Consider the following 12,890-nt stretch of genomic DNA (forward strand, 5'->3'; position numbering starts at 1 on the left):
TAGGCGAAGTACGACTGTCGGACAACTTCGTCGGCTTTCTGATCCCAATACGGCCGTAGCGGCTTCGATGCCCCGAAAACGGAAACGGATCAGCTGGGAGGCTACAGACTATGAATATGCGAATTTCCGCCGGTGAGCTCACCGAGCGGTCGCTTCAGATCATCAGGGATCTGAAGCATCTGGAAGGGCCGATGCTGCCGATCCTGCATGCGATCCAGGCGGAGTTCGGTTATGTGCCGGAGGAGGTGAAGCCGGTTATCGCCAGCGAACTCAACCTGTCGCGCGCCGAAGTGCATGGCGTCGTCACCTTCTATCACGAATTCCGCGACCATCCGGCCGGCCGGCATGTGCTGAAACTCTGTCGCGCCGAAGCCTGCCAGTCGATGGGCAGCGACCGCATTGCGGATCGCGCCCGGCAGCTTCTCGGGATCGACTTCCACCAGACGACGCTCGACGGCGCGGTGACGCTGGAACCGGTCTACTGTCTCGGGCTCTGTGCCTGCGCCCCTGCCGCCATGCTCGACGGCGAAGTTTTTGGCCGCGTCGACGAACACTGTCTTTCCGAAATCGTTGCGGGGCTAAGCCGATGACGGTGACGATTTTCGTTCCGCGCGATGCCGCAGCGCTGGCTCTCGGGGCCGAAAAGGTGGCGAAGGCGATTGCCCAGGAGATCGCGGCCCGCGGGCTCGAGGCGAAAGTCGTGCGCAACGGCTCGCGCGGCATGTTGTGGCTGGAGCCGCTGGTTGAGGTGAGTACCGAGCAGGGACGCATCGCCTATGGGCCGATCAAGGCGGGCGACGTGAAGGGATTGTTCGATGCCGGCTTCCTGGACGGTGGACAGCATGCTTTGCATCTCGGGCCGACCGAGGACATTCCATTCCTGCGCCAGCAGACGCGGCTGACCTTCTCCCGTTGCGGCGTCACAGATCCGCTGTCGCTCGACGACTATCGCCACCATCAGGGTCTGAAGGGTCTTGAGAACGCGATCGCCATGAGCCGGGCCGAGATCGTCGCCCAGGTCACCGACAGTGGCCTTCGCGGCCGCGGCGGCGCCGGCTTCCCGACCGGGATCAAGTGGAAAACGGTGATGGATGCGGCGGGACCGCAGAAGTACATCGTCTGCAATGCGGATGAGGGCGACAGCGCCACCTTCGCAGACCGGATGATCATGGAGGGCGATCCCTTCGTCCTGATCGAAGGCATGATCATCGCTGGCATCGCGACGGGCGCCACCAAGGGTTATGTCTATACCCGCTCGGAATATCCGCACGCCATCGCGACGATGACGGAAGCCGTCGAGATCGCCCGCGCCGCCGGCATACTCGGGCCGTCGGTGATGGGCTCAGCGTTTGCCTTCGACATGGAAATCCGTTCCGGTGCCGGTGCCTATGTCTGCGGCGAGGAGACCTCGCTGCTGAATTCGCTCGAAGGCAAGCGCGGCATCGTGCGCGCCAAGCCGCCGCTGCCGGCGCTGCAAGGGTTCCTCGGCCGTCCGACCGTGGTCAACAACGTCATCTCGCTTGCATCCGTGCCGGTTATCATGGATCGCGGCGCCGCCTTTTATCGCGATTTCGGCATGGGCCGGTCGCGTGGCACGATCCCGATCCAGATCGCTGGCAACGTCAAATACGGCGGCCTCTACGAGACGGCCTTCGGCCTGTCGCTCGGGGATATCGTCGACCAGATCGGCGGCGGCACGGCGACCGGGCGGCCTATCAAGGCGGTGCAGGTGGGCGGGCCGCTCGGCGCCTATTTCCCGCGCTCGCTGTTCGATACCCCGTTCGACTACGAAGCCTTCGCGGCCCGGGACGGTCTGATCGGCCATGCCGGCATCACCGTGTTCGACGACAGTGCCGACATGCTGAAGCAGGCGCGGTTCGCGATGGAATTCTGTGCCATCGAGAGCTGCGGCAAGTGCACGCCTTGCCGCATCGGTTCGACCCGCGGCGTCGAGACGGCCGACAAGATCGCTCAGGGCATCGAGCCGGAAAAGAACAAGGCGCTGCTCGCCGACCTCTGCAACACGATGAAGTTCGGCTCCCTCTGCGCGCTCGGCGGGTTTACGCCCTATCCGGTGATGAGCGCGATGAACCACTTTCCGGAGGACTTCTCTCCGGCACCCCTTATCGAAGCGGCGGAGTAACATCATGTCCCTCGTTCATGAAATCGACTACGGCACGCCGGCTTCCCAATCCGAAGCCCGGGTGACGCTCACCATCGACGGCCGCGCCATCACCGTGCCGGAGGGCACCTCGATCATGCGCGCCTCGATGGAGGCCGGAATTAAGGTTCCGAAACTCTGCGCCACCGACATGGTCGATGCCTTCGGCTCCTGCCGCCTCTGTCTCGTGGAGATCGAGGGCCGCAATGGAACGCCGGCCTCGTGCACCACGCCGGTCATGCCGGGCATGGTCGTGCACACGCAGACCGGCCGGCTGAAGGACATCCGCCGCGGCGTGATGGAGCTCTATATCTCCGACCACCCGCTCGACTGTCTCACCTGCGCCGCCAACGGTGACTGCGAATTGCAGGACATGGCCGGCGCAGTAGGCCTTCGCGACGTGCGTTACGGATACGAGGGCGACAATCACGTCAAGGCTCGCAACGACGGTGCGATCAACGCCAAGTGGATGCCGAAGGACGAGTCGAACCCCTATTTCACCTACGACCCGTCGAAATGCATCGTCTGCTCGCGCTGCGTCCGCGCCTGCGAGGAAGTGCAGGGCACGTTCGCGCTGACGATCGAGGGCCGTGGCTTCGGCAGCCGGGTCTCGCCCGGTGCCCACGAACTTTTCCTCGATTCCGAATGCGTTTCCTGCGGCGCCTGCGTGCAAGCCTGCCCGACGGCGACGCTCACCGAAAAGTCGGTGATCGCGATCGGCCAGCCGGAACATTCGGAAGTCACCACCTGCGCCTATTGCGGCGTCGGCTGCTCCTTCAAGGCGGAAATGCGCGGCGAAGAGCTTGTCCGCATGGTGCCATGGAAGGACGGGCAGGCGAACCGTGGCCATTCCTGCGTCAAGGGCCGCTTTGCCTATGGTTATGCGACCCATAAGGACCGCATCCTCAACCCGATGATCCGTGAGAAGATCTCGGATCCGTGGCGGGAGGTGACCTGGGAAGAAGCCTTTTCGTACGTTGCTTCCGAGTTCCGCCGCATCCAGTATCAGTACGGCCGGGAATCGATCGGCGGCATCACCTCGTCGCGCTGCACCAACGAAGAAACCTTCCTCGTCCAGAAGCTGATCCGCGCCGGTTTCGGCAACAACAATGTCGATACCTGCGCCCGCGTCTGCCACTCGCCGACCGGTTACGGCCTCGGCCAGGCCTTCGGCACTTCGGCCGGCACCCAGAATTTCGACTCGGTCGAGCATACGGATGTCGTCATCGTCATCGGCGCCAACCCGACCGACGGCCATCCGGTGTTCGGTTCGCGCCTGAAGAAGCGCTTGCGCCAGGGTGCCAAACTGATCGTCATCGATCCGCGCCGCATCGATCTGGTACGCACGCCGCATGTGGAGGCCGATTATCACCTGCCGCTGCAGCCGGGCACCAATGTCGCCGTGCTGACGGCGCTTGCGCATGTCATCGTCACCGAAGGCCTGTTTGACGAAAAGTTCATCCGCGAGCGCTGCGACTGGTCCGAGTTCGAGGACTGGGCCGGTTTCGTTTCGGAAGACGCACACAGCCCTGAGGCGACCGAGAAATATACCGGCGTGCCGGCGGATCTCGTGCGCGGCGCGGCCCGGCTTTACGCCAAGGGCGGCAACGGGGCGATCTATTACGGTCTCGGCGTCACCGAGCACAGCCAGGGTTCGACAACCGTCATGGCGATCGCCAACCTTGCGATGGTGACTGGCAATCTCGGCCGTCCGGGTGTGGGCGTCAATCCGCTGCGCGGCCAGAACAATGTCCAGGGCGCCTGCGACATGGGGTCGTTCCCGCACGAACTGCCGGGCTATCGCCACATCTCGGACGATGCGACCCGCGACACGTTCGAAAAGCTCTGGGGCGTGACGCTCAACAACGAACCGGGCCTGCGCATTCCGAACATGCTGGATGCGGCCGTCGAGGGCACGTTCAAGGGCATCTACATCCAGGGCGAGGACATCCTGCAATCCGACCCGGACACCAAACACGTCTCGGCAGGCCTTGCCGCGATGGAATGCGTCGTCGTCCATGATCTCTTCCTGAACGAGACGGCCAATTACGCGCATGTCTTCCTGCCGGGTTCGACCTTCCTCGAAAAGGACGGCACGTTCACCAATGCCGAGCGCCGCATCAACCGCGTCCGCAAGGTGATGAGCCCGAAGAACGGTTATGCCGACTGGGAAGTTACCCAGAAGCTCGCCCAGGCGATGGGGCTTGCCTGGAACTATGCGCATCCGTCTCAGATCATGGACGAGATCGCCGTGTCGACGCCGAGCTTCGCGCTGGTTTCCTACGACTATCTCGACAAGATGGGCTCGGTTCAGTGGCCGTGCAACGAGGCGCACCCGGCCGGTTCGCCGATCATGCATGTCGACGGTTTCGTGCGTGGCAAGGGCAAGTTCATCCGCACCGAATATGTCGCGACCGACGAACGCACCGGCCCGCGGTTCCCGCTGCTGCTCACCACCGGTCGCATCCTTTCCCAGTATAATGTCGGCGCCCAGACGCGCCGTACTGAAAATGTCACCTGGCATGCGGAAGACCGGCTGGAGATCCATCCGCACGATGCCGAACAGCGCGGCATCAAGGAAGGCGACTGGATCAAGCTCGCCAGCCGCTCGGGCGATACGACGCTCAGGGCGCTGATCACCGATCGCGTCGCGCCGGGCGTGGTCTATACGACCTTCCACCACCCGAACACGCAGGCAAACGTGATCACCACCGACTTCTCCGACTGGGCGACCAATTGCCCGGAATACAAGGTGACGGCGGTGCAGGTGTCGCCCTCCAACGGCCCGACCGAGTGGCAGAGCGACTATGACGAGCTGTCGCGGCGGTCCCGGCGGATTGCGGGGAAGCTGGAGGCTGCGGAATAATCGCATGACCTTCTTCAAAACCACCGCCGCAGCCCCCGAGATCGCGCGCCGCAACGGCGTGACCCGCGCCGGCTCGCGGGTGGTGCCGGAGGAGGTGCCGATTGCCTTTTCCTATGGCGGATCAACCCATGCTGTGATGATGGGCACGCCTGCCGATCTCGAGGATTTCGCGGTCGGTTTCAGCCTGACGGAAGGCATCATCGCATCGATGGCGGAGATCGAGAGCATAACCGTCGTCGAGGAAGGTGCCGGCCTCGATGTTCAGGTGACGCTTCTCGAAGATAAGGAAGATGCGCTGCGCGCCCGCCGGCGGCATATGGCGGGGCCGGTCGGCTGTGGGCTTTGCGGTATCGAATCGATCGAGCAGGCCATGCGCCCGGTGCCGGATGTTTCCGCGGTGACGATGGCTCTCAGCGCCAAAGAAGTGAGTGAAGCCGTCGCGGCGCTCAACAGCGCGCAGCCGCTGCATCGGCAAACCCATGCGGTTCACGGCGCCGGCTTCGTCGTGCCGGGCAGGGGGCTGGTTGCGGTCCGCGAGGATGTCGGCCGCCACAATGCGCTCGACAAGCTCGCCGGAGCAGTCACCCGCAAGGGTATCAGGGGTTCGGCCGGCGTCGTGGTCGTCACCAGCCGCATCTCCGTCGAGATGGTGCAGAAGACGGCGATCCTCGGAAGTTCAGTGCTAATCGCCATTTCCGCGCCGACAGCACTTGCCATCCGGACGGCGGAGACGGCGGGCATGACCTTGATCGCGCTGACCCGCGGCGAGGATTTCGAAATCTTTACGCGTACCGATCGCATAACCACTGGAGTTGTCGCCGATGTCGCATGACCAAAGCCCCGAGCAACTTGTGCTCGACAAACTGGTCCGGATGGCCAACCAGATCGCCACTTTCTTCCTATCTCAGCCGGAAAAGGTGCGCGCCGAGGGCGTCGCGACGCATATCAACAAGTTCTGGGAGCCCCGCATGCGCCGGCACCTTTTCGAGCATCTCGACAATGGTGGGGCGGGGCTGCTGCCGCTCGTCGTCGAGGCCTCGACGCTGATCCGCCGGCCGGAGGCGAAGGTCGGATCGGGCGTTGGTGTGGGCGAGGATGCGAGGCAGGGCGCGCCGGGCGGCAAAGGTCCCGCCGAAGGAGAATCGCTGTCCGAACCGAGCGTTCCGGAAAGCGCCGCATGAATTCATCCATCCGGCAGTGAGGGGCCGGAGGAGGAATAGAGCCTAGCCATCATCCGAGGGAGGATATTTTAAATGGCAATTGCAGGAACGACGGACGAGGGCCTGACAGGCAATGTCGGGCTCCTCGACAGGGAACGTATTATCGCAAAACCAGGTTTCAATCGCTGGCTCGTGCCGCCGGCAGCTTTGGCCATTCATCTTTGCATCGGCATGGCTTACGGCTTCAGCGTCTTCTGGCTGCCGCTGTCCCGCGCCTTGGGTACCACGCAGGACCCGTCCTGCACCAGCCTCAACCTCATCTCGGCCCTGTTCACGACAAGCTGCAACTGGCGTGTCGCGGATCTCGGCTGGATCTATACGTTGTTTTTCGTACTGCTTGGTTGCTCGGCGGCGATCTGGGGTGGCTGGCTGGAACGGGTCGGCCCGCGCAAGGCCGGTTTCGTCTCGGCCTGCTGCTGGTGCGGCGGCATTATCGTCGCGGCGATCGGCGTCATGACCCATCAGCTGTGGCTGATGTGGATCGGCGCCGGCGTGATCGGTGGCGTCGGCCTCGGTCTAGGCTATATTTCGCCGGTGTCGACGCTGATCAAGTGGTTCCCCGACCGCCGCGGCATGGCGACGGGCATGGCCATCATGGGCTTCGGCGGCGGTGCGATGATCGGTGCCCCGCTCGCCAACCTCCTGATGAACTATTTCAAGACCGATGCTTCGGTCGGCGTGTGGCAGACCTTCATCTGCATGGCGGTGATCTATTTCGGCTTCATGATGGGCGGCGCCTTCGGTTACCGCATCCCGCCGGCCGGCTGGCGTCCGGAAGGCTGGACACCTCCGGTTTCCAAGACGACGATGATCACCACCAAGCACGTCCACCTGCGCGATGCCCACAAGACCAAGCAGTTCTGGCTGATCTGGGCGGTGCTTTGCCTGAACGTTTCGGCTGGCATCGGGGTTATCGGCATGGCCTCGCCGATGCTGCAGGAAATCTTCGCCGGATCGCTGATCGGCCTGCCGAACCTGACCTTCTCGCAGCTCGATGCGGGCCAGAAGGGACAGATCGCCACGATCGCCGCCGGTTTTGCGGGTCTCCTGTCGCTCTTCAATATCGGCGGGCGCTTCTTCTGGGCGTCGCTCTCCGACAAGATCGGCCGCAAGAACACATACTATACGTTCTTCGTGCTCGGCATCGTGCTCTACGCACTCGCTCCGACGTTTGCCGACATGGACAACAAGGCGCTCTTCGTGCTCGCCTTCGGCATCATCCTGTCCATGTATGGCGGTGGTTTTGCGACCATCCCTGCCTATCTCGCGGATATCTTCGGCACCCAGTTCGTCGGTGCGATTCACGGTCGTCTTCTGACGGCCTGGGCGACGGCCGGCATTCTCGGTCCCGTCGTGGTCAACTATATCCGCGAAGCGCAGCTCACCGCCGGCGTGCCGGCCGGGCCGGCGCTCTATACCGGCACGATGTACATCCTCGCCGGCATGCTGGTGCTGGGTCTGATCGCCAACTCGCTGGTGCGTCCGCTTGCCGACAAATGGTTCATGTCGGACCAGGAAGTCACTTCGCTGCAGGCAAAGACAGCCGCCGCGAATGCCGGTCCGACGGGGTCCTTCGGCATCGGCACGGGCGGTCTCGACGCCAAGGCGGCGGTCGCCTGGGCCGTGGTCGGCATCCCGCTTCTCTGGGGCGTCTGGGTGACGCTGCGGAGCAGTCTGGTTCTGTTCGGCTGACATTCGTCGACAGGAATGACCAAGGGAGGGCGGCCTGTGCCGCCCTTTATTTTTGTCTCGCACGGAAATGTGAGGACAAAAACGGAGGCGGCTCCGATTGACGTCGCGGGATTCCGGACTAGATTGCGTTGCGGAGCCCGAAGCCGCTTTCTCTTGCGGGACGCACGCGCCCGCGTGCCCGATCCGGCTCCGAACGACTGCTTATATCGCTTCATATCTTCAGTGCACACGGGAGCTCTCCATGCGCTACAATCAATTGGGCAATACCGGTCTTTTCGTCTCCGAACTCTGCCTCGGCACGATGACCTTCGGCGAGAACCAGACGGGCGCCGTCTGGAGTGCCGTCGCCGGTCTCGATCAGGACGCCGCCGACAAGATCGTCGAGCGTTCGCTCGCCGCGGGTGTCAATTTCATAGATACCGCCAATGTCTATTCCGAGGGTAGATCCGAGCACATCCTCGGCCAGGCGATCAAGAATCTCGGCGTGCCGCGCAAGGACGTGGTTATCGCCACGAAATTTTATGGCCAGATGGGCGACAAGCCGAACGACCGCGGCGCCTCCCGCGGCCACATCATGGATTCGGTCGAGCAGAGCCTCGAACGGCTGCAGATGGACCATATCGATCTCTATCAGGTGCATGGCACCGATACGGTGACCCCGATCGACGAGACGCTGCGGGCGCTCGACGATCTCGTATCGCGCGGCCTCGTGCGCTACATCGGGCTCTCCAACTGGGCTGCTTGGCGGATGGCGAAGGCGCTCGGCATTTCCGAACGCAAGGGTTATGCCCGTTTCGAGACGGTGCAGGCCCATTATTCGATCGCCGGGCGCGACCTGGAGCGGGATATCGTGCCGCTAATGCAGGAAGAGAAGCTCGGCCTGATGGTCTGGTCGCCGCTCGCCGGCGGGCTGCTTTCCGGCAAATACGGTCCGGGCGCTCCGGGCAACGGGGAAGGCCGCCGCGCCAACTTCGATTTCCCGCCGGTCGACAAGGATCGTGCCTGGGCCTGCGTCGCGGCCATGCGCGAGGTCGGCGCCAGGCAGGGTGCGAGCGTCGCGGAAGTGGCGCTGGCCTATATCCTGGCCAAGCCGTTCGTGACGAGCGTCATCATCGGCGCCAAGCGGCTGGAGCAGCTCGAAGAAAATCTGAAGGCCGTGAAGCTGAAGCTCGACACGGAGGACATGACAAAGCTCGACGAGGTCAGCGCGCTTGCTCCGGAATATCCGGGCTGGATGCTGGCCCGCCAGGGTGCCGGGCGCCGTCCGGCTCCGTTCGAGCCGAAGGAATAGTCATGAAAAAAGCCCGCGGCGGCTCAACGCTGCGGGCTCCATAATCGAATAGCGGCTTAGTGGTCTTTCCAGCCAACCGCCTTGGCCTTGAGGTCGGATGCGCAGGCCTTTCCTTGGCCTGCGCTATCGCAAATCAGGCAGCCAGATCTTCGGCTTCGGTGCCCTTGAACATCTTGGCGAGGTTCAGGAAGCAGATCATGCCATTCTCGTTGGCGATGATGCCTTCGGAGAACGACTTGTCGAAGGAGGCGGAGATTTCCGGAACCGGCTGAACCTGGCTCGAGGGGATCGTCAGAATGTCCGAGACACGGTCGACGAGCATGCCGATGACCATGTTGTGGACTTCGGCAACGACAATGGCGCTGCGCTCGTTGGCAACCGTGCTCTTCATTCCGAGCTTGTAGGCAAGGTCGATGATCGGAATTACCGAACCGCGAAGGTTCATGACGCCGATGACATCGGCCGGAGCGTGCGGGATCGGCGTCGAAGGCGCCCATCCGCGGATTTCGCGGATCGTCGTCGTCTTGACGCAGAACTCCTGGTCATGAAGACGGAAGGCGATGATTTCCAGCGTTTCGCCGCTGTAGCTTGTGGAGTTGATCGTCGTAGCCATCAGAATTCTTCCCAACTATCCGTTGCCTGAGCGGCAGCGGCGGCACCTGTTGTGGTCCGCGCGACCGTTGCCATGAGTTTGCGTGCCGGCGATGCAACGGGTCGTGCATCAGGTCGCGCTATTGCAATCTTATGCGAAGAATGTTGCGCAAATCTAAATCGTGACAGGAGATCGCGCAGTGTTTCGGCTTCGCGTGCCAGGTTGTGGCTGGCGGCGCTTGTTTCCTCGACCATCGCAGCATTCTGCTGCGTGTTCTGGTCCATCGAGTTCACCGCCTTGCTGATCTCCTTGATGCCCGTGGACTGTTCGCGGGCAGCCTCGACGATCGCTGCGACATTGCCGTTGATCTCGTCCACCTGGGACATGATCTCATCGAGCGCCTTGCCGGTTTCGCCGACGAGCGCGACGCCACGCTTGACCTGTTCGGAGGAGGTCGAGATCAGCGTCTTGATTTCCTTGGCCGCACTGGCGGAACGTTGCGCCAGTTCGCGGACTTCCTGGGCGACGACGGCAAAGCCCTTGCCCGCTTCGCCGGCGCGTGCCGCCTCGACACCCGCATTCAGCGCCAGCAGGTTCGTCTGGAAGGCGATCTCGTCGATCACGCCGATGATATTGGAGATTTCCCGGGACGACGTCTCGATCTGGCCCATCGCGTTGACCGCGTTGCGGACCACGGCGCCGGAATGTTCGGCGCTTTTTTTCGCATGCGAGACCAGGCCGCCGGCTTCTTCCGCGCGCTTGGCGCTGTCGATGACGGTGCGGCTGATTTCTTCAAGCGCCGCGGCGGTCTCCTCGACTGCCGCTGCCTGCTGCTCGGTGCGTTTGGCAAGGCTGTCGGAAGCCTGGCGGATCTCGTTGGAGCCTCCCGCAATCCCCTCGGCGTTCTCGCCGACGGTGCGCATGGCCCCGGCCAGCTTTCCGATGGCTTCGTTGAAATCGAGGCGGATCTGTTCGAGTGTCGAAATGAAGGGGACTTCGATCCGGAACGTCAGGTCGCCGTTCGAAAGAGATGTCAGGCCGCCGGCGATGTCATCTACGGCACGGACACGTTCGGTGATGTCGGTTGCAAACTTGACCACCTTGAAAACCCGGCCGTCGGCGTCGAAGATCGGGTTGTAGGACGCCTGGATCCAGACTGCCTTGCCGCCCTTGCCGATGCGCTTGAACTCGGCGGCAATCGCTTCGCCGCCGGCAAGCTTCTTCCAGAATTGCGGGTATTCGGCGCTGTCACGGAACGACGGCTCGCAGAACATGCTGTGATGTCTGCCGGTGATTTCCGAAAGCTGGTAGCCGACACAGGCGAGGAAATTTTCGTTGGCGGTCAGGACGTCGCCACCGGGCGTGAACTCGATGATGGCCTGGGTGCGCGAGATGGCGCTGATCTTACCTTCGTCATCGGCGGATTTGAGCTTCGCCGCAGTGATGTCGGTTGCGAACTTGACCACCTTGTAAGGCTTGCCGCCTGAGGTCACCGGATTGTAGGAGGCCTGGATCCAGACCTCGCGGCCGCCCTTGCCGATGCGCTTGTAGGCGGCAGCATCAAATTTGCCGCTGCCGAGGTTCGCCCAGAAATCCCTGTAGGCTTGCGACTTCACGTAATCCGGGTCGCAAAACATGCTGTGGTGCTTGCCGACGATTTCGGAAAGTGTGTAGCCAAGCGTCTTGCAGAAGTTCTCGTTGGCCGTGAGAACCTTTCCGGATAGATCAAACTCGATAATGGCCTGCGACTTGCTTAGCGCAGCAAGTACTGCTTTCGCGTCGGCGCCTGGAAGTGAAAGTATGGACATCTGGCTTGCGTGCCCCCGTCTGTAAGTTCCCGAACCGGCTCAATTTGCCAACAGCCTAACGAGATAGCCATCTCGCTGCCGGGACACTGAGTCTTGCTAAAAATAGCATTGAGGCATTAACGGAAGGTCAATAGTTCTATTCTCATGAACTTGTGGAAAATACGTATCCACTTGTCTATCGTCAAATTTACGAACTAGAAGTAGATAGGTACTTTATTTCCTGTAATAAAGACTTGTATTGGAGTTTATCGCGAATAATTTCATGTTTATTTTGGATATAGACTTGTGCAGCTGATTATGCAGAGCGGGTTGGACGATCAAGAACGCGTCGGCCGAAAAGACTTGCCGCCAGCTCCACCATGATCCGGGCGCTCTTGCCGCGATCGTCGAGGAACGGATTGAGCTCGACGAGATCGAGCGATGCGACGAGCCCGGTATCGTGGAGCATTTCCATGATCAGGTGCGCCTCGCGGAAGGTCGCGCCGCCCGGCACGGTGGTACCGACGCCCGGCGCTATGTCAGGATCCAGGAAATCGACGTCGAGGCTGACATGCAAGAGGCCATTGGCGGCATTCACCGCCGCGATCACCTGGCGCATGATCGCGGCGATCCCGTGCTCGTCGATGGCACGCATGTCGAAGACGTTGACGCCGTGATCGGCGATGAGTTTCCGCTCGATCTCGTCGACGGAGCGGATGCCGATCTGAAAGACGTTTTTCGGATCGACCTTGGGCCGGGCGCTGTCGAGGATAGGCGCGAACTCCGCCTGGCCGGTAAAGAAGGCGACCGGCATGCCATGGATGTTGCCGGAGGGCGATGTCTCGGGCGTGTTGAAATCCGTATGGGCATCGAGCCAGAGAACGAAGAGCGGTCGGCCGATCTCGGAAGCGTAACGCGCCATGCCCGGCACGCTGCCCATGGAAAGGGCGTGGTCGCCGCCCATGATCACCGGAATGGTACCGGCCTTGGCCATTTCATAAGTCCGGGTTTCGAGCGCGCGCGTGAACGCAGCGACGACCGGCAGGTTCTTCGCGTCGTTTCTCTCCGGCAGGTCAGATGCCGGTTCCGGGCGCAGGTCGCCATTGTCGACTACCCGGAAACCGAGGCCCTCCAGCGCCTTGACGATGCCGGCAAGCCTGAAGGCCGCGGGGCCCATGGCGCAGCCGCCGCGACCGGAGCCCTCTTCCAGAGGAACGCCGATCAATGTGATGTCTTTGGAGGTCATGCTTTTTCTCCCGAGCAAGCAGGAATGAAACGAAA

General features: G+C 62.3%; 10 protein-coding genes. 7 read left to right on the top strand and 3 right to left on the bottom strand.

Annotated features, from left to right (window positions below; all coding sequences use genetic code 11):
• Positions 1-110: 110 nt before the first annotated feature.
• From C5L10_RS20485 to C5L10_RS20515, 7 genes are all read left to right on the top strand, one after another.
• A complete protein-coding gene (locus tag C5L10_RS20485) occupies positions 111-590 on the top strand; it encodes a formate dehydrogenase subunit gamma (protein ID WP_105431155.1) in 480 nt (159 codons plus the stop codon).
• A complete protein-coding gene (locus tag C5L10_RS20490) occupies positions 587-2,143 on the top strand; it encodes an NADH-quinone oxidoreductase subunit NuoF (protein ID WP_105431156.1) in 1,557 nt (518 codons plus the stop codon). The genes C5L10_RS20485 and C5L10_RS20490 overlap by 4 nt, the downstream gene beginning before the upstream one ends.
• Positions 2,144-2,147: 4 nt before the next feature.
• Positions 2,148-5,027 (top strand): formate dehydrogenase subunit alpha, encoded by a 2,880-nt coding sequence (gene fdhF / locus C5L10_RS20495; protein ID WP_105431157.1) that lies wholly within the window; start codon positions 2,148-2,150, stop codon positions 5,025-5,027.
• 4 nt (positions 5,028-5,031) lie between these two features.
• The gene (fdhD, locus tag C5L10_RS20500; RefSeq protein WP_105431158.1) at positions 5,032-5,859 is read left to right on the top strand and encodes a formate dehydrogenase accessory sulfurtransferase FdhD; all 828 of its coding nucleotides are present in this window, start codon (positions 5,032-5,034) and stop codon (positions 5,857-5,859) included.
• The gene (locus C5L10_RS20505) at positions 5,849-6,208 is read left to right on the top strand and encodes a formate dehydrogenase subunit delta (protein ID WP_105431159.1); all 360 of its coding nucleotides are present in this window, start codon (positions 5,849-5,851) and stop codon (positions 6,206-6,208) included. Before fdhD ends, C5L10_RS20505 begins: the two co-directional genes overlap by 11 nt.
• 72 nt (positions 6,209-6,280) lie before the next feature.
• Complete coding sequence (locus C5L10_RS20510; RefSeq protein WP_105431160.1) at positions 6,281-7,939, top strand: OFA family MFS transporter; 1,659 nt, start codon at positions 6,281-6,283, stop codon at positions 7,937-7,939.
• Positions 7,940-8,180: 241 nt separating this feature from the next.
• A complete protein-coding gene (locus tag C5L10_RS20515) occupies positions 8,181-9,230 on the top strand; it encodes an aldo/keto reductase (protein WP_105431161.1) in 1,050 nt (349 codons plus the stop codon).
• Positions 9,231-9,363: 133 nt separating this feature from the next.
• Here C5L10_RS20515 and C5L10_RS20520 read toward each other — a convergent pair whose 3' ends face one another.
• The 3 genes from C5L10_RS20520 to rocF form a co-directional block, all read right to left on the bottom strand.
• Positions 9,364-9,843 (bottom strand): chemotaxis protein CheW, encoded by a 480-nt coding sequence (locus C5L10_RS20520; RefSeq protein ID WP_007769363.1) that lies wholly within the window; start codon positions 9,841-9,843, stop codon positions 9,364-9,366.
• Complete coding sequence (locus tag C5L10_RS20525) at positions 9,843-11,630, bottom strand: PAS domain-containing methyl-accepting chemotaxis protein (RefSeq protein ID WP_105431162.1); 1,788 nt, start codon at positions 11,628-11,630, stop codon at positions 9,843-9,845. The genes C5L10_RS20520 and C5L10_RS20525 overlap by 1 nt, the downstream gene beginning before the upstream one ends.
• Before the next feature lie 295 nt (positions 11,631-11,925).
• The gene (gene rocF, locus C5L10_RS20530; protein WP_105431163.1) at positions 11,926-12,855 is read right to left on the bottom strand and encodes an arginase; all 930 of its coding nucleotides are present in this window, start codon (positions 12,853-12,855) and stop codon (positions 11,926-11,928) included.
• Positions 12,856-12,890 lie beyond the last annotated feature (35 nt).

It is taken from the genome of Neorhizobium sp. T6_25 (assembly GCF_002968555.1).
In the GTDB taxonomy this organism is placed as follows: Bacteria; Pseudomonadota; Alphaproteobacteria; order Rhizobiales; family Rhizobiaceae; genus Neorhizobium.